This is a genomic window from Methylomonas sp. Uni0009 (assembly GCF_054188105.3).
The window spans coordinates 1,151,682-1,172,785 of the sequence record NZ_JBTAFN010000001.1; the positions used below are offsets into that span (position 1 = coordinate 1,151,682).

Consider the following 21,104-nt stretch of genomic DNA (forward strand, 5'->3'; position numbering starts at 1 on the left):
AATCTGAAACGTATTACCAATCTCTAATTTAGCATGATGGATATGCATCTTTGCATGCCAAGGTAAATTGGTACTCGTCAGTCATGATCAAGCGAATATTTTGCTTAATCGGAAATTTCGTTAGGTAAAACAACGTTAAAACCGAAACACTGCCGAAAACTGGAAACGCAGCGAATCTCCCATTACTAACGACCGTTAAGCTCACTCGCGGCATACGCAAGCTAAAAGCCTCGCTGTTGAGAATTAATCCGGCAAGCGATTCTGTAAAACGTATGAAACATTGCACTTTTACTTTGGCCGCTTACCGATTTTGAAAGGATTGGACTAACAAATATAGTGCTCGGCCTTAGACTCTTCTCGATAGTTTTTTCATGCAATCGGTTGGCGTTAGGCGAATGGTCTGGGCCGTGTCAAACTCTTAGGGGACATAAGGTTTACCATCCCATTCCTTGTTCTTGAAAGGATTTTTCATAATTTCGCCGTGTGTTGGAAACAATAAATCGGCTTTTCGGAGCAACGCTTTGCGATACTTGTCTAAACTGGCCTGATCTTCGCCCACGGGATCGACGACAGGTGTCAAATTGTTATGCCACCACATATGGGTGATGAGCATGACACCGTCGTCGGTATCCACTAAAAGGCTGCTATCTTCTTCGGTGTGACCTGGGGTCCTGACGACCGTTACACCAGGAAGAATCTCGAAATTATCGGGATGATCCGACCATATCTCATCTTTATAGATCGACCAAAAGTCGACCACCGGTGCATTGGGGAATGCACCTAAATGCATAGTATGGTCGGGATGGTGGTGGTCGATCCACACATAATCCACGTCTTCAGGGCTGATGCCCATATCGGCTAACTTATCCATGATTTTCGGCCATTCGCCCTTTCTCACTTCGCCTGGGTCGCCGATTAATATTTTGCCACCACTTTCAATTAAAAAAACCGAGGTGGACAAGGAGCGGACGCCGTCATGGGTAGACCACGGCAAGAAAGTTTTACCCTCAACCGGCTGTACATGCCCCTTATACAAGAGGGTGACTTTGGCTTTCCCTGACGCCAGGTTGGTATGAACAGACCGACTGGTTTCAGCGCAGGCAGAAATGCCCAGTGCCGCGATCAGCAGCACCGGACGCAAATATTTAAGTTTCATTCGACTCTCCCCTGAAAGACACACTTTCAGTGTCAATTTGTTTATTTAGGCAAACGCCATCGTTTTTATTTGAACCGGTTAAATCAGCGCTTCAACCAGTGATCGGTAGCACTATCGACTCCCGGAGATTTTCCTGGTCTGCGACCTTTCAAATTCATTGTAAGACAGCACGATTCCGATTAAAATGCATAGCGTCTACCAAAACCGACATAATGGATTTGCAAATATGCATGATACAAATTGGGACGATCTGCGTTACTTCATCGAGGTTGTACGTTCAGGCAATGTCACGGAAGCCGGCATTCGGCTTGGTGTCAATCAATCAACCGTCAGTCGACGCATTGCTGCCCTTGAGAGCGCGTTAGGAAAACCGCTGTTTGATCGCACGGCAAAAGGATGGGTCATTACGCCGGTGGGCGAAAAAATCGTCACGCAAGTCGAAGAGATGGCGATACAAGCCAATGCCATTCATCGAAAAATCGAGATTGACACCGAAGAAGTTTCAGGGATCATCAGAATCAATGTTGCCGATGTGTGTTCCAAGCGTTTTGTGATGCCGGTCATCCGCGATTTCAAACGCGATTATCCCGAAGTCGATATCGAGTTGATCACGGCTGACCATGTGGTCAATCTAGCTAATCGCGAAGCAGACATTGCGGTTCAAGCCGTTAACGAACCGCCGCCTAATGTTGTCGGTAAACACATCTGCAAGATGGCATTCCAAGTGTACGGACATTCGGAGCTAATAGAAAACTTATCACTAGATATGCCCCCCTGCATCACCTGGATAGGCGACGGTGTCACCTTGCCGTTCTGGATTAAAAAGAATTTCCCCAAGCTCAAACGCGCTTATCGGACGAACTCCGGTGTCGCCATGTTTAACATGTGTAAGGAGGGCTTGGGATTAGCCTTGCTGCCCTGTTCGCTGGGTGATGAGGTGGCTGAATTGGAGCGCATTCCTGTCGAGCATATAGAACCGGGGCAGGACGTTTGGGTATTGAGTCATGTCGATTTACGCACCACGGCAAGAGTCCGCATTTTTCGGGATCGCATGGTCGAATTTTTGACTAGCGAAATCGATCTATTGGAAGGGCGAAAACCAAAAAGAGACTTGTATTAGCCAGTCTCGCATTACTTCACAGGATCGTAGGCTGTATGAGAATAGCGCGGGCCGCCGCCAACCCGCGCTAAATGGAGCGTAGCTTAGAAACTTGCCATCAGTTACTTTGAGCTTGCGATTGTTGCTCGGCAAGCCGCAATCCTTGCAGACCGTGCCGGCGTTTCGGTGATTTTTGTAACGACAGCCGATAAGCTTCTGCCGCAGCTTGCGGGCGGTGCATTTCAAGAAGTAAATCACCCAGCAATTCACGAGCTGGCAAGATGGGGCCAGGCGTGACATTGTCTTTTTCAGTTACGTCTTCAAGATCAGCCGCTTTACGCAGTAACGTTTCCGCCTCTTGTTCCCGGTGATCAGCTTGCGCTATCCAGGCCGCCACGGCCAAGCGTTGAATTTCGATTTGGTCCGCAGCATAGGCATTGTTCTCGGCTTTTGCCCCATCCCTTATAACGCCCAGTCGCGCCTCACTGATCTGTGCCTCTTGTATCTCACCGCTTCTGGCCGCCCCCAAACCACGTGCGAACTGCGTAATAGCCTCACACCAACCAAACTTGTCCCATGGAAAATCGCGAGGCTGCACTGAGAGTTTGGCCGCTTCTGTCCATGCGTGACGCTCGACGAAATAACGAGCCGGTATTGCAGCTAAAGCGTAGGCGGACGTCGAATTTTCAGGGTGGGTCTTTTTAATCTTGGCTATTTCTTTCCACAACGCTTGTGCCTTGTCGTTCTGGCCGTCTTGTAGATAGGCGTACAGCAAGTAATCCATGAAATGAAGTTCTTGGTCCCACACCTTGCCTGGAAAGTTATCCTTGGCGTAGTCTTTGGCCGCGAGATAGGCGGCCAGATTTGACGCCGCCGCGTCTTCCCATAAGCCCAATCGAATGAAAATATGCGAGGGCATATGCAGTGCATGGGGTACTACGGGGGCAATGTGTGCGTAGGCGCGCGCTGCCGCCAAACCCTGTGTGGCCAAATCGGGGTTGTCACTGGCGTGAATAATATAATGGGCTACGCCGGGATGGTCAGGAATTTGGTTCAATACCTTTTGTAAGAGCGTCAATGCCATTCTGGGTTGTGCATAACTCTTGTCATGAGGATCGGTTGTGGAAATCAAGGCTAAGGCATAGAACACATTGGCTTCAGGATCGTCAGGGAACTGCGCTTGCACCTTTGCCATAGCTTGCGTGTAAGCTTGTTTGCGCCGACCATAGTCCGCATCTTCTGATCGGTACAGTTGGGCGACAGCATCCAGGTACAGGCTTTCGCGGTCGGTCTTCACCGGCAAAGCTTGTGCCCGCGTTAACGCCTCACGTCCTTCTTGTAATTCCGCCTGGGTGGGCGGTGTTGCCCATAACTGGCGGTATAGACTCATTGCAATGCCCCAGTGCGCCATAACACAATCGGAATCGAGTTCGGCGATGTGAGCAAAGGTTTTCTTGGCTTCGTCGTACCAAAACGAGTGTAGCATCGCGACCGCGCGATTAAACTCTAACTGTGCTGCCGGTGAACAGGAAACGGCAAAGTTCGCCGTACCCAGTTTTTCCTGCCCGATGCCTGTAACGTGGTGATCGCCATCGGCCAAAAGTGGCGCAGAAGCAAGTAGTGCCAGCCAAAATATTAGGTTTTTCATTGTTTTCCTCCAGATGCTTATTGGTGTCTCCGAGTCGTTCGAACTAAACGCAACCACACTGGCTTTTTGATGTTTTCCCTATCTGAGACCTTTCAAATGCATTGTAGGGCAGACTAGAAGCAATTAAAACGCAAAGCAACAACGAATAAATACATGTTTGCCATGCATAATTGCATTTGATGAATTTGGGGTTAATTTGAAATGACAAGAAATGTCGGTGGCCACAAAAAGTGAAAAGTGTCCCAAATTAGTGAAAAACTAATGACACCAATATTGAAAAAATCCGAATGGATTTGGTTCTTAGAACCTGAATAAGAGGCATGTTTGCAACTGTGCTGGTGTGACAGATGACAAACGGTTAAAGTACGTCGCTTTTTACATCAGCTACATTTTTGCCAGCGCTCGCATTCATAAAGTCATGATAAAGCTTATTGAAGAATCACCAAACACATGGGTTTTTCGTCATAACCTTCCAGAAGGAGCGGAGGACAGTTTTGATGATGCAGTTGAATTGTATACGTCCGGGAACCTCGTTGAAGCCGAAGAAACGCTACGTAAACTGCTGTTTGTATGCCCTCATTACATAGACGCGTTACACCATTTGGCTCTCATATTCTCCGAAGATGAATTAGACCTTGAAGCCTATTTATGTTGGCGTGAGGCTGTACGCATTGGGTTGGAAGCGATCCCATCAAACTTTTCCTGGCAAACGAGCCACATGAATTGGCTGGAGTTAGACAATAGGCCATTTATGCGAGCCTACCATGCGTTAGGCTTATCGTTATTAGAAAATCGAGGTTCTGCTGCGGCCATCGAAATCTTTGCCCGTCTTGTATCAGTAAATCAAAACGACAACTTAGGTTGTCGATACCATCTGATGCAGTGTTATCTCAATCTTAATGAATGGCGGTCAGCGTTAAATTTGAGTGTCCAATACAGCACTGACACAGGCCCAGATATTGTCTTTTCCAAGGTGATTGCTTTACTCCAGCTCGATCAAGAGGATGATGCTATCGATGTGCTGACAGTCGCAATTGAGCAATACCCGAATATTGCAAAAGAACTTATCAAAACTAAGCACAGTGAACCTAAATCAAAACATAAGGGGTTTCTAACCCTCGGCGGCGAAGATGAGGCCTATGATTATTGGCAACGAAATCGAATACATTGGGCTAGCTCTACAATGGCCTATAAAATACTGAAACGTCTTATGGCGAAATAAATAGGGCTGTTCATGTTTCTGACGGTGTATCACAGGTATGGATATTCTGAAACTAAGTTATTTGATAGGCATTTACGACCCGGTTCAAGATGACGCATGGCCTTGGCACTTTCAATACGAGTACGGCCAATATCTTTCAGCTAAACACAGGATATGCGGTCGGGAGCGAGCGGCGGAATTCGCCACTGAAAAAGAGGCAAGAGATTTTTACTTTCTATGGAAGCATGCGAAGACACATAAGTTCGAACTGATCCCAGTGCAATGCTGGGTGGTTGCACCGGATCCGGCTTATCCTCCGGAACATCCAAAGTCGATTTTAAAAGCCATTTCGGAAAAAGAGCCGCATTCGGTAAAGCTTACGGCATCGCTTTGGTTTTACGATCAGGATATTTCAACACTGTACTCACAAAAAACGCTTAAGAAGCACCGAGCGGCACTTTTGGAATACGGTATTGATATTGATCAGCCCCGGCCCGCTCACCTAGCAATATCGCCAGAACAGCCAATTATTCAAGAACCTGAAAAACGTGTGTTAAAGCTTGTTAAGAGATAGGGTTAGTGCTTAGCTGAAATTGCGGCCATCAACTCAGCCCGGTCTATATGATCAGGCTTATTGACGGCACCCAGGCCAAATTCATGGCTGACTAACTTGGCAAGCTGGTAAGCGACCAGCAGTGAAATTTGTTCTTCGGAGTCTGCGGTATCCAGAGCGGCTTTTGCCGTCTTCCCGGCCATAAATTGAAAAGCACTTGTTGAAGACCAGCCAGCACCAAGTGCGGCCTGTAGTGCTGTTGTGGCGTTTTCGACTTTTAATTGATCAGCATAACCCCACGCCAAAACAACGGCGGCACATAGCCTTGTTTTCGGTAAGTCAAATATCGCATTATTCATGCTAAAGCTCCGGGGATATTAACAAGTTTTCTACTATTTTAGCGGCTCTTAGGCGCAGCATGCACTTTCGGAGGCTTTGATTGATTGGCGCTCAAGGGTGAGAAATGTTTCAAAATTGATAGCGCAAAATCCGGAAGTTTTCATTAATTTTATCACCCGACAAGAAAAAACAAATACGCTGTCATTTAGAATATGCTATTAGCTTGCGTAATAACACATTTCGAAGCCTATATTCCTTCGATGACAGCTATCGCTAATCAGAGCAGGCTTGTTACATAAACATGTATTTATGAGGATAGATATTCTCAATGCTTGAAATCAGAACCGTTCTGCTATTCCTTCTAACAGCTGTAGCCGAAATTGTTGGATGTTACCTACCGTACCTATGGCTCACCCAAGGAAAAAGTCCATGGCTTTTAGTTCCAGCGGCGCTCAGTCTCACTGCTTTCGCTTGGCTTTTATCTCTCCATCCTACCTCCGCCGGCCGCATTTACGCCGCCTATGGCGGCGTCTATATATTCGTCGCCATTCTTTGGCTTTGGCTGGTTGATGGCATAACACCCAGCCTATGGGATATTGTAGGTTCTTCGGTTGCGCTGGTGGGCATGTCAATCATCATGTTTGCCCCAAAAAATGCTTAAAAAAAACTGTGCTGTTCTTAAACCGACCAGTTTGAAAAATCGCACAGTCGCCAAGTCCATATTCAACGCCTAAATTGGGCTATATTGCGAGCATTCAATATTAGATGTCGACCGTCGCTTTTTGCGTGTTTTGAATGCAAGCCGTTACGCATAGATCAGCGTTTCGATGTCGGCATTCGTTTGAGGGATCAGATGGAAAAATGCCAGCATTGAATAATTTAAAGCCAACATACTTCAGAATGCGCTACGCTACTTCAAGTGCTATCAAAATTTAATCACATGTAAAGAGGAAGAGGTCATGAAGTTTATCCGTATTGCCGTCATTTCCACTTACCTATTCGTAGGGCTAGTATCTGCCGTTAGTGCGCAACAGCCCGAGAAGACAAAACTTACAGTGCTGCTCTACCCTTGGGTACCCGACTACGCGTATATAGCCAAGGTCATGGAGGAAAAGTTTGAAGCCGAAAATTCAGGCGTGGATCTTGTGATAAGCGAACAGAATTGGAATTACTACGAGCCGGGTGGGCTTGATCCAGTATATGACGTGTATGAGCTAGATGGTATCTTCTTGAGCGATTTCGTGAAAGCCGGAAGACTTCAAACTATCAACGGTACAGAAGCGCAAATTCGCAAAGATGTGATTAAAGCAGCAGCAGATGCAACGAAAGTTGATGGTGCGATTTATGCTGTACCTCATTGGAGTTGTGCATTGTTCACATTCTTTTTTATGCATGACACTAGGCTGGCTGCCGCGAATACGAGAACAGATTTAATTTCTGTTATTGGAAGCACTCATGAAAGGGGCCGTGGACTATTAGTCGATTGGAAAGGCCATATTACTCTTACAGAATTATACGCAGACTCCTTGCTCGATTTAGGTGTTTCGCCGGAAGATACGGTCAAGGCTTTATCAAATGAACAGCTTAACCCCAACGCAAAATCAGCACTCAGTGACCTGATCGCTCTTTCCGACGTAGGTAGCGGTCGTAGCGATGTCGCTCACAAAGCTTGGCCACCATATTATGCGTTGGAATTTGCTCACGGGCGTGGGCGTGCTTTAGTTGGTTATAGCGAGCGCATGCACCACATTCTTCAAGAAATTACAAAACCAACCGATCCGACTCCCGTTGTTGATCCACGAACAATTTCGGTAAAGCTATTCAATCAAGGCGACAAATCAGGAGTTCCCTTGCTTTGGGTTGATAGCTTCGCTATAGATAAAAGTGTTACTGGCCCAAAACTTACCGCAGCCCAACAATTCATTGAGTTTGCTGTTCGTGATGATCAGTATCTCAGTGTTTTACTCCCCCCCGGCAAAGCACCTCAATATTTACTTCCAGCCTATCGCAATCTTTATACAGACACCAAATTGGTAGAGGCCGCGCCGCTTTACCCTAAATTTTTGGTTGGCCTAGATAAAGCTGCCAGTTTGGTTGGTGTAGGCATTCCGCAAGCAATCGAAAAAACGGGCGAACAGCTGGACAAGAAACTGCCTGCAAACTTGCATTACCCCAATTAGAAAACAGGCTGAACCGGCCTGTTTGGAAAACCAATAGTGTCCCGAGAGTGACGCCTGATTCAAACGTTAGGACTACTCTATGACAAACACTCCAGAAGAACGAAACGTGATGTATTTTGATCGCGTAGTAGAAAGGCAAATCAATGGGAAATTCATCGTGTTTGCCATTAACACTACCAACGATCAGGCGTATCCCCTAACGAACGTTATAGTCCAAACCTCTGATAGCTTTGCTGAAGGATTGCGTCTGTCAATAAGCTCACACCCAATGACTTACGCCTATACCGAAAAATTCCAGTCATCGGAAGAACTTCATGTCCTCCAAAAGTATATCGTCAAGCTAATCCATGATGCCGATGCAAAAAACAACGGCATTGTTCAGTGGGGGGTGTTGTGAGCTACTTCGTTACTATTACGTTTGATTTGAGCTATGCCAGTATATCGCCACATGGTAATAACGTTTACTCAAAGATAACCGATGCGCTAGACAATCTAGATTATTCTAAGGTTGTAAAAGGGAAAAAAGAAAGAACCATTGGACTTCCCTCAAACACCTATGTAGCAAAGTTCGATGATGATTTTGAGCATCAGTCCGAGGTTGTCGAATTCGTTAAAGTTGAGCTTAAGAAAATATTCCGGCTTCACTCTGTTTCCGGCAAGTATTTTATTTCCGCCGGAACAAATTGGGCGTGGAAAATTGGCACATTTTGAGTTTGGTTCTAACCCTGTTACTACACTGAGTTATAACAGCAGGTTATGTTGTTAGCTAGAACTGCCCCATCATCGGTGACTAGCAATAAGATCGCACCAAATCGATTGAAAAATCTCAGCCTGGTATTGGGCATCGTGCAGGGCATCGTGCGTACCTGATAACCTCGGCTTGAGGTGTTCTGCGATCTTGCTGGACCGTGTATCACGCCAAGAACAACCGGTCGCACCCATGTATAGTGCTTTGATATCGAGTGCTGCGAAACCGAACGGATTTTCGCCCAAAAAACGGTGAAAATAGTAGTTAACGAACGACCAATCAAAAGGGGCGTTGAAGCCGACAAAAACAATGGAGTCACCTCGATCAATCAAACTAGCCAGCCATTGCGAGAAGCTACTCATTGCCGAATGGGGTTCCAATCCACATTTCTTCAATTCTTCCATCGAGAGCCCCGTCACCTCTAACGCCTTCGGGTCGAAGGCATCAGTGATGGGTTTCAATTTGCAAGTAAACGTCTTTTCTGGATTAAAAATGCAACATGCACCGATTGAAAGCAGACTAAACTCGCCTGGGATTGGTCCGGACGTCTCAACATCGACTGAAACAAAAACCTCGCGCTTGTCGCTCATAAAATCAGTGGCTCCGTGGGAACAAGCGTAGGGCGGTTGCGAATGGCGTACCAGTGTTCCCTAAATGCTCTTCTGCGTTCATCCGCACTGCCGTCGGTTTTCCAGTGATGACCGGCGAAGGTCTTGATGTCAAATGGCAAGTCCGCTCCATCTCGTGCAGTGACCATTGTGGGCAGACCTCGCCCAAGCGCATAGCCCAATTCCAGAAAGCAATTTGGGCGAGCTCCGGTGATATCGGCCAGAACCATGCTACTACGATGTAGCTTGGCAAAGATTTCCTGATCGATTCGTGCGTGTTCATAGGCCTGCCGTCCATCGATAACGATCAGGCGATATCCAAATTCATCTTCAAGCACGGGCTTTGCCACAATGTCGAAGAAGTTTTGTACGTCAGTATAATCATCATGGTCGGGATTCAGCAGGCGCACCGCAAAGGCTTTAGGGCGTTCCAACGCTTCAAGTAGCTCCACCAGCGCCGATACACGATCAGTAATCGATTGCCGCTTAGGGAAACTAATTCGATTAATCCAATCATGAGCGTCTCCATCGTCTGCGATCTGGAACATGCGACGTGTTTGGGAGCTAGCCAAACCGAAGTTATAGAGCCGCCGAGAACCTTTGCTTTCCGAGCAAAGAGGAAGATTGAGCGGTACGATGTGCTTGCCAGCATCGTGATAAAGGTTCGCCAGATATAGAACCCCTTCGTCACCGCCCAAAGTGATGAGAATATCGCCATAACGCGCCTGTACCTCCATGCGTTTGCTATTCATGTTCCATTGCGCGGCGCTCTCGATCTTGATAAGTTGGGTGGTGCGTAACTCATCCCACATATCGACAAATGTGTCGGGGATTTGTTCTTCAGTCTTATGATGTTGGACAGCTACGACAAATGGACCGGGAACGTTTTGTGGACGATGTGCGAGGTTTTCTTTTACGGTCTGCCAGACAAGCCAATCGAAGCACACAGGCAGCTCATCCTTACGCAACGGTTCAGCATCAACAGGAATAACGAAGTTGGCTCCTCGCTTGACTAGTTCTTTGACCAAACTCACGACGAAAGTACGCGCGGCCTCTACCTCTGTGGTCGGAGCGATCATCAGGTCATTCACGACGCTACCAGATATGTGAATGCGTCGTCCAAATAAAGGGGATTTTGCCATTACCGATCCTCCATAACAGGAGATGCTTGGAGCGTTGTTGCCACTGTTTGCAGGTCGTCAAATTGGAGTGCTCGATCAGGATAAGCTTTTGCAAGTGCGGCTGGATACAGTCTGGTTCGAATGTCAGAATAAGTCCAAGATGGGTGAGGCTGATGTGCTCCGGTTGCGCGAACCAGTTCGCCAATCTGAGTCGGCGAGAGGTTGAGACCGTCGAGGTCCATTTGAAAAAGCTGCTGGCGTTCAGCATCTGAGGGCCGCTTGAATTCTTCAATTATCGCGGCGCGGCGGCGCAAAGCGGCATCAAGAACGGAAAGGCGATTTGTGCAGAGAATGACGACAATCCGTCCACCATATTGCCGAAGGTCGTCAACACCCTGGATGAGTGTATTGACTGCCACCTTATCTTCATGGTGGCTGTGGGCTTGAGTCCTCGAAGCACCAAGGCTATCGCCCTCATCAATAATGAGGATCGTCCTGCGAGTTTTTCCCGCTGATTTCGTAACCCTTTGGAACGCTTCGGTGAGCAACGTTCCCATTTCGCCAACCATGCCGCTACCACGAACCCGGTTGGAAAGTTTGAATAGAATTGAATCTGAGCTTCTGGTTTCTGTCACCAGTCGGTTCGCGATACATTCCGCCATCGCAGTTTTGCCGGTGCCGACATCCCCATGAAAGATGACAAGCGGATACTGTTCAGCGACAAGATCGCAAATTGCAAGCTTGCCACCGTGATTCTTTCGGTTCCAGTCGCCTAGCGCACCGACATTCAACAGCAGACGGAGTTGGTCGTGAACGCGGGCATAGCGGCTGTCGAAACCAAGCAAGGTCTTCTCCCGTCGAGCCAAAGTATCACTCGGTAGCTGTATTTCGCTATCAAAGATATTTACTTGGTTCATGCTGCCCAATCCTTTCTTTGTATGCCATAGGCATTGCTCACATAGTTGCGTCCACCCGAGGAATTGAGGCGCGAATGACTGGTATCGTCGTAGGATGTGGTCCAGCCGATTTTCAACTTTTTCCGCGTTGCCTCACGGGCTTCGCTCGTATAGGTGTCGGTGTAGCCGATTACGATACGTAGTTTTGCACCTGATACACATGGCCACATGACTCCACCAGGACGGCTCGTGGTCAAGGCGCCGGCATCAGTATCGACGTCGAAGCGGACTGCTTTCAATTCGATACCATATTGCAAGAGAGTTAAGTCGACCCATGCTAGATAGCCAGCCTTCGCAAGTACCTCAATATCGTAAGCATAGTCGGCAGCTTGCTGTGGCGTCCACGCTTTCGTGCTGTCGGCGATCATTACAAGGTCAGCTTTCATACGCCGGACAACGTTTTCGATGTCCGTCGTGGTGTAGGTCGCAGAGACGGTTCGCGTCTGGCTCATCTCAATCCTCCACCTTAAAGCCCGGACCGAAAATCTCTTTCCAGACCGAATTGTCGTTCTCAACCGATGCGAAGTTGGCCGTTTCCCAAGCCTCTTGGGCTGCTGTGACGATCTCTTGCCGCTCCGCTTCAGAAATCCGGCTTGTAACGTTGTTGAGGCTATAAACCGGATCAAGGATTACGACCGGATCAGAAAAGACTCCGAACGGCGGTGTGTTTTCGGGGAAGCTGATTTGATCCTTTAGGCCTGATTGCGCGATGTAAAGTAGAAAGTTACGGAAGCGTTGCTCGATGCTGCCGTCTTTTCCCTGCGTGACGAGCACATGCGCCATGATCAACTCAATGGCAAAAGATTTGAGCGGTTTAACTTCGGCGTAGTTGCGCCACTTTTTCGCCATTCGGACTAAAGTGCGAAAATCGCCATCCTCGTTCTTGCGTTCCTGAACGAACTTAATTTGACAGGGCGCGCAGGTCTGAATTTTAGAGCCATCATGGATGTCGTATTGCCAGCCATAACCTGGCCGGGATTCATCCTCAATCACTGGCACAATATCGACGCTCAATCCCGTTCCAATGAAAGTCACAGTCGCAGCTTTGCGCTGGATTTCGAAATCTTCAACTGACTTGGTCGGATAGATTTTGATCAAAAGATCGTAGATCGTCGCACTAAGGCTATCGAGGGTTTCCTTGTTCGCGTCGCGGCCGGAAATGTAGAACACCACATCGACATCGACGGGATCGTAAGTTGTCTTCCTCAAAATTGTATATTTTGCAAAGGAACCGGCCTTCACGACCTTGGTAATTTTGATTTCAGTCTTGTCCCTAACATGCTTGCAGAGTTCGTCGATTAGTCGATCGACTTGGGCGTGGTATTCCTTGCGTTTATCCGCCGGTAGGCGAAGTACGTTGCTGTCGTAGTAGCGAAGCTCGGTGTTGGTTAGAGCCATTGTTTATCCCCGTGGTCCTGGAGTTGATCTAAACGACCGGGAACGGGCCGGCCTCCCTGCAGCGATAAAGGCGAACTTGGCAGTAAAAATGCCAAACGCGCCTTCAATATGGGGCGCTATTTGCCCTAATTCAAGAGAGCCGGTTTACAAAGTGATCCTAAAGTTGTGGGGTTCCAGAACTGACAATACTGTAGACATTCAAAGACTGGATAATCAAAGTCAATGTCTGTTGAATCGCTGCTTGCCCAGGGAAACAGGAATTGAGGCGATGCCGTTAACTCGTTTACAGCGAGCAAATCGTGGAAGTTCAATTGGTTTGCCACCACTTGACATCATCGTCAAAATTGACGATGATTGATCCATGACGTATCCAGGCGGAAAAGGCAAGTGCTACCAACGGCTAATTAATCTCATGCCGGCACACACAACTTATATTGAATCTCACTTAGGTGGTGGAGCTGTGCTAAGAAACAAAAAGGCCGCTCAAATCAATTTTGGTATCGACGCAGACGGGGCGGTTATCGCAAAGTGGCGACAACGATATCCGAACTATTGCACTCTGATACACGGTGACGCCGTCTCATTCCTTGAGAAGTATGATTATCAAGGAGGGGAATTAGTCTACGCCGACCCCCCATATTTGCCCGAATCTCGAAGAAATTCGAAAATTTATCGGCATGAGTATTCATACAAGGACCACAGCCGACTATTGGACGTTCTAATTGCTTTGCCTTGCATGGTAATGCTTTCGGGTTACGACAACTCGATGTATGAGTTACGCCTAGGGAATTGGCGCAAAGCAACGTTTTTGTCGAAGACCCATGTAGATGTGCGTACAGAGTGTGTCTGGATGAATTTCCCTCCCCCAACCAAGCTTCATGACGCTTCATATTTTGGAGAGACATATCGCGATCGGCAGACGAACAAGCGCCGCCATCAGCGTTTGTTTGATCGGTTTGACCGTATGGAACCAATTGAGCGAGAGCACGTTTTGCGCGCACTCAATGCTCAGTACTTAACTGAGTCGAGACCCTCATGAGACAGTCCGCTGCAGTTTTCACAGGCGCCGCCGTAGTGCAAATCGAACTGCCGTCTTCTGACACCTTCGTTTTGCCAGGCATTCCTTGGGGGGCAATTGAAGCATTCCCTACTCCAGCCTATTGGACTTACCAAGTCATGGCACGTCGTATCACCGGGATGCCGCCACGACATCGATTAGGAAATACGCTTGCCGAAGAGGTTGGCGCCTGTCTCTTGGGCGGACATGGAATTCCGGCAAGTGTCGGCCTTGCCGCGTTTCGAAGACTCCAGGCACAGGGAATGTTCGCCAACGCTTCAACTGAATCAGATATATTTGACGTACTTTCCCAGCCTCTTGAAATCGATGGCCGTCAGATTCGATACCGATTTGTGAAACAGAAAGCCCGCTATTTGAGTACAGCGTTATCCCGCTTGTCTGCAGAAACCCCACCATTAGACAGTGGAAAAGCACTACGCCAATGGCTCATCCAATTGCCAGGTATTGGACTCAAAACAGCGTCGTGGGTCGCACGTAATTGGTTAGACGCGGACGATGTCGCAATTCTGGATATTCACGTACTGCGTGCGGGTGCGCTGGCGAAGTTCTTTGATGAAAACCTAACGGTAGAGAGGAACTATTTAGAGCTCGAGGAACAATTCATACGTTTTGCTCAGGCTATCGGCACCCGTCCTTCAGAGCTGGATGCCATTATTTGGTTTGAAATGATGTCCTCCCCTCGGACTATTACTCAATTGATGGGAGGGAGTCTAGCCGGAGTTCGTCCGCGCTCGCCGTCCGATGCTCTTGCGGCCAGTTCATCAAGAGGACGGGGTCGTTCCAACAAAAGCACCTCCGACGCCAGACAAACCCGGTTGTTCGAGTAGTTGACTTACCCAAGGTTCGCCAGTTACCCCCAAAGGACAAAAACTGAGATCAAGGGCTTCTGCAGCGATGGCTAATACCCCAAGCATCACGCCGGCATCTCTCCATACAAGGCTTGCAGAGGCCTCATACTTTGCCGCCGTCATCCCTGGTTCCGCCGCAAGGATGAACAACGTCGCTGATGGAGCAGTTACTATATTCTGCATTGAACTCTTCACTATTGTTGCATCCAGTTTACTGGGCGTTTCGTGTAATACATGTTGATTAGGATCGTAACGGTACCAACACTCTTCTTGGGGTAACAGTACAAGAAGGTGGATGGGATGAATCGCGCCGCCTGATGGGCATGGGCGCCGCGACAAAGGAAACCCTAAGTGGTCACTGCCTAATTCTTGAGTATGGCAAGATATCCAAAGTAAAGCGCCGAGCGAATCCAGACTAATATCGGAAAACTGGCGTCGCGTACGACGACGAAGCAATATATTGATTGCAGATTCTTGTTTTTCCTCGGCAGTAATTGTGAGGGGTAATTGAATTACGTTTCCCTTAGGCCACGTGATAGGTGTATAGCAATTGGGCACTGGACGGGGAAAAGGATTACCCAAGTCCATCCATTCCGCCATCGAGTTCATAAAGCACCTCAAAATACTTATTACATCCTCGACAGTTTGCACACGCAACGTTTGCTTTATGACAGCTGTGTGCCCAACCCAGGATATTTTTAGGAACGTCTGCGTATCGAATCAGTTCAGGAGTGGTCATATCGATTGCGGGAGCTCTAACTGTCATACCTCCTTCTTGGAGAGACAGTAAGGCATTCATGCTCTCCAGAAATTGTATAGTGCCATCTTGATGAGACTTATCGGATTTCACAGAACCAATCCAAATCGTCTTGACGCCCAAAGGTAGGGCTTTCATGGCTGCAAAGGTTAGTAGCATTTGATTTCGATAGGGCCACCAATCGCTGGCAGGGGCATATCCATCTGGAGGTGTACCTGCCATATCTCCCGAGCCTAGAGACCTGCAATCGACACGGACGACATGATGCTCAATGCCCAATTTCTCACAGATAACCTTTGATGCAGTTATCTCTGCCTCGGCGGCGAGCTGTCCGTAATCAATAGTAATACAGTAGTCTGGCCGTTTCCACCAGGCAACGGCCAGTGAATCCATTCCACCCGATAATAATAAAGCAGCACTCATAAACTACACGCGGTCCAAACTGCATGATAGATAGCGCTAACATAGTCATCACACATATGGCATGACGAACCCTGCATCATTTTTTTGTTTTCTTCGGACTCATTCTCACAATAAACGATCACAGGCTTATCTTTGGCGCGCGCGTATCCAATTTCATAAATTGTGCCTGAGTCCATACCGTCGCCAATAGCAAAAATAATGTCCGCTTTCTCGATGCCAACCAAGTCAAGCATCACCACATCATCTGCACTGCCGCAACCCACATCGTGATACGGTGAGAATACTTCAAGCCCCATGTCCGCTAGGTCTTTCCGCGCTTGCTCAACGATCCAGAGCTGAGCCAAAGTAAAGAAGGGACCTGCCAAATAGACAACCGGACGGCGCCCTTTTCTGAATGCTTCAGAAGGAACAATTGCTTCTGGAGTGAATGATTCAAATAGTTCAGGTATGGCAAAACCTTTGCTTTGGCAATAGTATGCTGTTGCTCGTGAGGCAAGGTCTGCACTTTCGGCGGCCGATTTCCCTTCCTCCATCCATCGCAATGCAAAATGTGCGGCAAAGTTATCCCCGGAACCTATTTTCCATACGGAGCGCGATCGATAGGCTGGAACTAGATTAGTTGACTTACCATCATGAACCAAAGCACCCAGTGGACCGCATTTAATGACTACAACTTGAGCATGACCATCAAGAATCAATGATTTGGCAATTGAGTCAGCTGATGTACTTTCCCCGCCACTCAATAACCGGGCCTCGCGATAATTAAGAATCAGAGCAAGTTCGTCTGCCGTAGATCCGTTTTGATGAAATGGCTCAGGCTTTGCCGGGCTCTGCGGGTCGTAAACAACTCTCTTGCCGTGAACAGATGCGCTGCCTTCCAGCATGCCGAAGCGTAAAACCTGTTCAGCCTGTACGCGTAGCGAAGATTGACGACTACCAAAACTATAAATGCGAGGAGTGGCTAAACCGTGGTCGTAATCAAAAAGGGTAGATTTTGGAATGCTTTCCCCTGAGAACTTAAACCCTTCAATGGCTGCTCGAGAAATTAATACCGGCTCAGTTATGGAATCATAATAAGTATGTAGTTCAACAAAGATCCCCATTGCCGCCATGGCGGATGCGGCTCGTCCTGCTGATCCGTATACCTCTTGCCACGCTGGTCGCATGCAGCGTTCACGATACACCCCGCCGACAACGGCGATAGCGTAAGTATTATCTATAGTTGAATTCATTGAGGACTAACACGCACACGGATTTGACCGTCGTTCTTTTCGGTGACTCTAGCAACGTACCGAGTGCCGCCCGCCAAACATTCAAGCAGCCGTCGTGTTTTCGGAGATGCCAACCCACCTGCAACCTTACCCTTATAGAATGCAACGACTACTGTGGTAGTCCCAATTGGCTGTGCCGAAATATCCAGCAGATCGCCAACTGAAATGTCCGAAATAACATCGGGTTTGGGGGAGCTAAGTTGTGTGTCAATTACTAACGTTTCACAACTTTCTTCACCTTCCCAAAAGCCGCTTCCAACGCCACTACTTCCATTCGATCCTGACATTTATTGTCCTCTTCATCGGTTAAAAATCGTAAATAATTGGTATATCTGGATTTGTGTTTTGGTGGTACAGGTTGCTTCTTGGCTTTGTGTTTGTTGGAGTCAAGAGTAAGCGGCCATAGTAGCTAATAGGTGAATGACAATTTCATCCGTACTCAGTCGCAAAAAGCGCTCATAATATAAGGTAGTAATTGCGAAATTGCCATAGTCGCATTTATTGGCCCTGAAATCTTGTTCAGTCGCATAATACGTTCCGGTTTACACCACCGCCAACCAAGGCCGCCGCTGAGGCCGTATGGTGCGGCGCTCTATAGGGCGGCTGCCGCCAACGGCTGACGTCCAGGCCATGGTCGCTGATCGAGGCCAGCGCGGCGGTTTCCTGGGCTTGTTGTTCGCTGAGTTCCGGCAGAATCGTCGGCAAACGTGCCGCCAACATCGATTTACCGGTGCCGGGCGGGCCCAGCATCAGTAAATTATGCTTCCCGGCTGCGGCGATTTCCATGGCCCGTTTGACGTGAAATTGGCCGTGCACGTCGGCAAAATCGACCGCGTGAACTGCTTGCTCGAAGCTGAGATGAACGTCAGGTGGCGCGATGGCTTGCCGGCCCGCCAAGTGGGCGCAGACTTCCAGCAGTGTCCTGGCCGGCAGCAATTGCGCATCTTTGATCAACGACGCCTCCGCCGCGCAACCAGCAGGCAGAATCAGTTGCCTAAAAACATTGCGGCAATGAATCGCTACCGGCAGCGCGCCGGGAATCGGCCGCAACTCACCACCTAGCGATAACTCGCCGATGCATTCGTACTCGTGCAAGGCATCCTTGGGGATTTGCCCAGAGGCGGCCAGGATGCCCAAGGCAATCGCCAAATCAAAGCGGCCGCCTTCTTTGGGTAAATCGGCTGGGGCCAGATTGATGGTAATGCGCTGGAACGGAAATTCGAAGTGCGAATTGATGATCGCGCCGCGCACCCGGTCCTTGCTTTCCTTCACCGCCGTTTCGGGCAGACCGACGATATTTAAAGCCGGTAGCCCGCTACTGACATGCACTTCCACCGTCACTTGCGGGGCGTCTATGCCGGAACGGCCCCGGCTGTAAACGACGGCCAGCGACATGGCTTTTTAGGCTTGCGGAATCCGTTGTTCCAGTTCGGCGACGCGCTTTTCCAGTTCTTCCAAACGGGCGCGAGTTTTCGCCAATACGGCTTTTTGCACTTCAAATTCTTCGCGGCTGACCAGATCCAGTTTGGACAGGCCGCTTTGCAGCAAGGCGTGGACGTTCTTTTCCACATCGTCTTTCAGATTGGTCAAACCGGGAGGGATGGCGCCGGCGATACGCTCGGCAAGATTGTCTATGGCTTTGGGATCAAACATGGTGGCTACTCTTAGTCTATGAATGAATTGGGAACGGGTAAATGGTCACGACATATTTTATCAGTATCCTCGCGATCCAAGGGTTGTTCGGTTAAGCCGCATTGATAGTGATGCTGTTCCACCGAAAAATAATGGCAGGAACGACATAAACCAAAACTCTTCGAGTCATTGACTTTTTGCAGCACGCCCAACGTGGTTTGCAGCGCCTGGCCTATGGTATCGAACTCCTGGCGGCTGACTTTGGATTCGGCCTGCTTAAAAACATCCAGCGGCTTTAACTCTTCGATCAACTGCCTGCCGGCCTCTGTCAGGCTCAGATGGACCACCCGGCCGTCCAAAATGGACGTGGTTTTATCCAGATAGCGCTTACGTTCCAAAATCTGGATAGTCTGGGACACCGTGCCCTTGGTCAAGCCCAGATACTCAGCCACCGCGGCATGGGTGTTGCTGTATTTATTGCACTTGGCCAGATACTCCAGCACCTGACCATGTACCGGTTGCAAACCGATTGCTGCGTATTTTTTGCGTTCTTCCGAACGTAGCAAGGCGCTGATCCGCTCGATCAGCTTGAATGTGTCTAGTTCATGCATTGGACCGATTCTACCACAGGCCGGCCAATTCCAAGCGTGGCGGCTGCCGGACGCAACTATCCGGCCACCGTCGCCCAAAAAAGCTACAGTCGATCCATGTTGCAGACAGCGCAGAGCAAGCCGTTAAACATTCCGTGTTTCAGGGGTAGGCAGGCTATACTGAAGGCCTCTTTTAGCGATAGGTGAGGAGCCGTTATGAAGAAAATATCCGTCAAAAATCCGGTGGTGGAGATCGACGGCGATGAAATGACCCGCATTATCTGGCATTTCATTAAAGACAAATTGATTCTGCCTTACCTAGATCTGCAAATCGATTATTACGACTTAGGCATCGAGCAGCGCGACGCCACCGACGACCAAGTTACCATCAATGCGGCCCACGCCATTCAAAAACACGGCGTTGGCATCAAATGCGCGACCATCACCCCGGACGAAGCGCGGGTGGCCGAGTTTGGATTGAAAAAAATGTACAAATCACCAAACGGCACCATTCGCAACATCCTGGACGGCACTGTGTTTCGCGAACCGATCATTTGCAAAAACGTGCCGCGCTTGGTGCCGAATTGGACCCAGCCGATCTGTATCGGCCGGCATGCCTTCGGCGACCAGTACCGCGCCACCGACTTCGTCACCAAAGGCAAGGGCAAATTGAAGATCAGCTTCACGCCCGACGATGGCGGTCCGGAGCAAAGCTTTGAGGTTTACCACTTCGACGGCGACGGCGTGGCGTTGGCGATGTACAACACCGACGAATCGATCGCCGGCTTCGCCCGCAGTTGCTTTAACGTGGCGCTGGATAGAGGCTGGCCGCTGTATCTTTCCACCAAAAACACCATCCTGAAAAAATACGATGGCCGCTTCAAAGACATCTTCGAAGAAATCTACCAAGCGGAATACAAACCCTTATACGAAGCCAAAGGCATTGTCTACGAACATAAACTGATCGACGACATGGTGGCTTCAGCCTTGAAATGGAACGGCGCCTTCGTTTGGGCCTGCAAAAACTACGATGGCGATGTGCAATCCGACACGGTGGCCCAAGGTTTTGGTTCACTGGGTTTGATGACCTCCACCTTAGTCACGCCGGATGGCAAAACCATGGAAGCCGAAGCGGCGCATGGCACCGTCACCCGCCATTACCGGATGCACCAGCAAGGCAAAAAGACCTCCACCAATCCGATTGCCTCGATCTTTGCCTGGACGCGCGGTTTGGCGTTTCGCGGCAAACTGGACGGCAACGCCGAGTTGATCAACTTCTGCGAAACCTTGGAAAAGGTCTGCGTCGATACCGTCGAAGCCGGGCAAATGACCAAGGATTTGGCCTTGTGTATCTACGGCGATGATTTAAACGACTCGCATTATTTAACGACCGAGGATTTTCTGGAAGCTTTGCGAGCCAATCTGGAACGCAGCCTTTCGGCGTCATGAGGCTTTTGCCGTTCGCTGGGTTTACTCGCAATTCCAGCGAACTTTTAAG

General features: G+C 48.8%; 23 protein-coding genes and 1 pseudogene. 9 read left to right on the plus strand and 15 right to left on the minus strand.

Going from position 1 to position 21,104, the window contains the following annotated elements:
• Window positions 1-418 precede the first annotated feature (418 nt).
• A complete protein-coding gene (locus ACWAU0_RS05410) occupies window positions 419-1,156 on the minus strand; it encodes an MBL fold metallo-hydrolase (protein WP_458138550.1) in 738 nt (245 codons plus the stop codon).
• Between the two features lie 184 nt (window positions 1,157-1,340).
• Here ACWAU0_RS05410 and ACWAU0_RS05415 point away from each other — a divergent pair, with 184 nt between their 5' ends.
• A complete protein-coding gene (locus ACWAU0_RS05415; RefSeq protein WP_458138551.1) occupies window positions 1,341-2,276 on the plus strand; it encodes a LysR family transcriptional regulator in 936 nt (311 codons plus the stop codon).
• A gap of 97 nt (window positions 2,277-2,373) precedes the next feature.
• Here the strand turns inward: ACWAU0_RS05415 and ACWAU0_RS05420 are convergent, their stop codons facing one another.
• On the minus strand, window positions 2,374-3,903 hold the full coding sequence (locus ACWAU0_RS05420) for a hypothetical protein (protein ID WP_458138553.1): 1,530 nt from the start codon (window positions 3,901-3,903) through the stop codon (window positions 2,374-2,376).
• A gap of 340 nt (window positions 3,904-4,243) precedes the next feature.
• Here ACWAU0_RS05420 and ACWAU0_RS05425 point away from each other — a divergent pair, with 340 nt between their 5' ends.
• Both ACWAU0_RS05425 and ACWAU0_RS05430 read left to right on the plus strand, forming a co-directional pair.
• Complete coding sequence (locus ACWAU0_RS05425; protein WP_458138555.1) at window positions 4,244-5,125, plus strand: tetratricopeptide repeat protein; 882 nt, start codon at window positions 4,244-4,246, stop codon at window positions 5,123-5,125.
• Window positions 5,126-5,162: 37 nt separating this feature from the next.
• Window positions 5,163-5,678: a hypothetical protein gene (locus tag ACWAU0_RS05430; protein WP_202054405.1), complete on the plus strand. Its 516-nt coding sequence runs from the start codon at window positions 5,163-5,165 to the stop codon at window positions 5,676-5,678.
• A 2-nt stretch (window positions 5,679-5,680) separates the two neighbouring features.
• Here the strand turns inward: ACWAU0_RS05430 and ACWAU0_RS05435 are convergent, their stop codons facing one another.
• On the minus strand, window positions 5,681-6,016 hold the full coding sequence (locus ACWAU0_RS05435; protein ID WP_202054406.1) for a hypothetical protein: 336 nt from the start codon (window positions 6,014-6,016) through the stop codon (window positions 5,681-5,683).
• 308 nt (window positions 6,017-6,324) lie between these two features.
• Here ACWAU0_RS05435 and ACWAU0_RS05440 point away from each other — a divergent pair, with 308 nt between their 5' ends.
• From ACWAU0_RS05440 to ACWAU0_RS05455, 4 genes are all read left to right on the plus strand, one after another.
• A complete protein-coding gene (locus ACWAU0_RS05440) occupies window positions 6,325-6,657 on the plus strand; it encodes a YnfA family protein (protein ID WP_458138557.1) in 333 nt (110 codons plus the stop codon).
• A gap of 298 nt (window positions 6,658-6,955) precedes the next feature.
• Window positions 6,956-8,176, plus strand: coding sequence for an extracellular solute-binding protein (locus ACWAU0_RS05445; RefSeq protein WP_458138558.1), 1,221 nt, complete (start codon window positions 6,956-6,958; stop codon window positions 8,174-8,176).
• 79 nt (window positions 8,177-8,255) lie between these two features.
• The gene (locus tag ACWAU0_RS05450; RefSeq protein WP_458138559.1) at window positions 8,256-8,573 is read left to right on the plus strand and encodes a hypothetical protein; all 318 of its coding nucleotides are present in this window, start codon (window positions 8,256-8,258) and stop codon (window positions 8,571-8,573) included.
• Window positions 8,570-8,887 carry a hypothetical protein gene (locus ACWAU0_RS05455; RefSeq protein ID WP_427551313.1) on the plus strand — a complete coding sequence of 106 codons (318 nt, stop codon included), beginning with the start codon at window positions 8,570-8,572 and terminating at the stop codon, window positions 8,885-8,887. Before ACWAU0_RS05450 ends, ACWAU0_RS05455 begins: the two co-directional genes overlap by 4 nt.
• 69 nt (window positions 8,888-8,956) lie before the next feature.
• Here ACWAU0_RS05455 and ACWAU0_RS05460 read toward each other — a convergent pair whose 3' ends face one another.
• From ACWAU0_RS05460 to ACWAU0_RS05480, 5 genes are read right to left on the minus strand one after another with little or no spacing between them, the layout of a single operon-like run.
• Window positions 8,957-9,514: a 3'-5' exonuclease gene (locus tag ACWAU0_RS05460; RefSeq protein ID WP_427551312.1), complete on the minus strand. Its 558-nt coding sequence runs from the start codon at window positions 9,512-9,514 to the stop codon at window positions 8,957-8,959.
• Window positions 9,511-10,674, minus strand: coding sequence for a hypothetical protein (locus ACWAU0_RS05465; RefSeq protein WP_427551311.1), 1,164 nt, complete (start codon window positions 10,672-10,674; stop codon window positions 9,511-9,513). Before ACWAU0_RS05465 ends, ACWAU0_RS05460 begins: the two co-directional genes overlap by 4 nt.
• On the minus strand, window positions 10,674-11,570 hold the full coding sequence (locus ACWAU0_RS05470; RefSeq protein WP_313731161.1) for an AAA family ATPase: 897 nt from the start codon (window positions 11,568-11,570) through the stop codon (window positions 10,674-10,676). Before ACWAU0_RS05470 ends, ACWAU0_RS05465 begins: the two co-directional genes overlap by 1 nt.
• Window positions 11,567-12,061 (minus strand): HORMA-1 domain-containing protein, encoded by a 495-nt coding sequence (locus ACWAU0_RS05475; protein ID WP_313731162.1) that lies wholly within the window; start codon window positions 12,059-12,061, stop codon window positions 11,567-11,569. Before ACWAU0_RS05475 ends, ACWAU0_RS05470 begins: the two co-directional genes overlap by 4 nt.
• A 1-nt stretch (window position 12,062) precedes the next feature.
• The gene (locus tag ACWAU0_RS05480; protein ID WP_427551310.1) at window positions 12,063-13,007 is read right to left on the minus strand and encodes a CBASS oligonucleotide cyclase; all 945 of its coding nucleotides are present in this window, start codon (window positions 13,005-13,007) and stop codon (window positions 12,063-12,065) included.
• A gap of 1,035 nt (window positions 13,008-14,042) precedes the next feature.
• Here ACWAU0_RS05480 and ACWAU0_RS05485 point away from each other — a divergent pair.
• Window positions 14,043-14,912, plus strand: coding sequence for an 8-oxoguanine DNA glycosylase (locus tag ACWAU0_RS05485; protein WP_523070763.1), 870 nt, complete (start codon window positions 14,043-14,045; stop codon window positions 14,910-14,912).
• On the opposite strand, the gene ACWAU0_RS05490 is transcribed toward ACWAU0_RS05485, so the two are convergent.
• The 7 genes and pseudogenes from ACWAU0_RS05490 to ACWAU0_RS05520 all read right to left on the minus strand — a co-directional run bounded on the left by ACWAU0_RS05490 (window position 14,847) and on the right by ACWAU0_RS05520 (window position 19,627).
• Window positions 14,847-15,542 (minus strand): SagB/ThcOx family dehydrogenase, encoded by a 696-nt coding sequence (locus ACWAU0_RS05490; protein ID WP_458138563.1) that lies wholly within the window; start codon window positions 15,540-15,542, stop codon window positions 14,847-14,849. The genes ACWAU0_RS05485 and ACWAU0_RS05490 overlap by 66 nt on opposite strands.
• Complete coding sequence (locus tag ACWAU0_RS05495) at window positions 15,508-16,113, minus strand: 7-cyano-7-deazaguanine synthase (RefSeq protein ID WP_427551307.1); 606 nt, start codon at window positions 16,111-16,113, stop codon at window positions 15,508-15,510. The genes ACWAU0_RS05490 and ACWAU0_RS05495 overlap by 35 nt, the downstream gene beginning before the upstream one ends.
• Window positions 16,110-17,345 (minus strand): PfkB family carbohydrate kinase, encoded by a 1,236-nt coding sequence (locus ACWAU0_RS05500; protein ID WP_427551306.1) that lies wholly within the window; start codon window positions 17,343-17,345, stop codon window positions 16,110-16,112. Before ACWAU0_RS05500 ends, ACWAU0_RS05495 begins: the two co-directional genes overlap by 4 nt.
• Window positions 17,342-17,671, minus strand: coding sequence for a hypothetical protein (locus ACWAU0_RS05505; RefSeq protein ID WP_523070764.1), 330 nt, complete (start codon window positions 17,669-17,671; stop codon window positions 17,342-17,344). The genes ACWAU0_RS05500 and ACWAU0_RS05505 overlap by 4 nt, the downstream gene beginning before the upstream one ends.
• 253 nt (window positions 17,672-17,924) lie before the next feature.
• Window positions 17,925-18,779: pseudogene (locus ACWAU0_RS05510) on the minus strand (YifB family Mg chelatase-like AAA ATPase); the annotation flags it as partial.
• A 6-nt stretch (window positions 18,780-18,785) separates the two neighbouring features.
• On the minus strand, window positions 18,786-19,037 hold the full coding sequence (gene ubiK, locus ACWAU0_RS05515; RefSeq protein WP_033158177.1) for a ubiquinone biosynthesis accessory factor UbiK: 252 nt from the start codon (window positions 19,035-19,037) through the stop codon (window positions 18,786-18,788).
• Window positions 19,038-19,048: 11 nt separating this feature from the next.
• A complete protein-coding gene (locus tag ACWAU0_RS05520) occupies window positions 19,049-19,627 on the minus strand; it encodes a MarR family winged helix-turn-helix transcriptional regulator (protein ID WP_458138565.1) in 579 nt (192 codons plus the stop codon).
• Between the two features lie 195 nt (window positions 19,628-19,822).
• Here ACWAU0_RS05520 and ACWAU0_RS05525 point away from each other — a divergent pair, with 195 nt between their 5' ends.
• A complete protein-coding gene (locus ACWAU0_RS05525; RefSeq protein WP_458138566.1) occupies window positions 19,823-21,055 on the plus strand; it encodes an NADP-dependent isocitrate dehydrogenase in 1,233 nt (410 codons plus the stop codon).
• Window positions 21,056-21,104 lie beyond the last annotated feature (49 nt).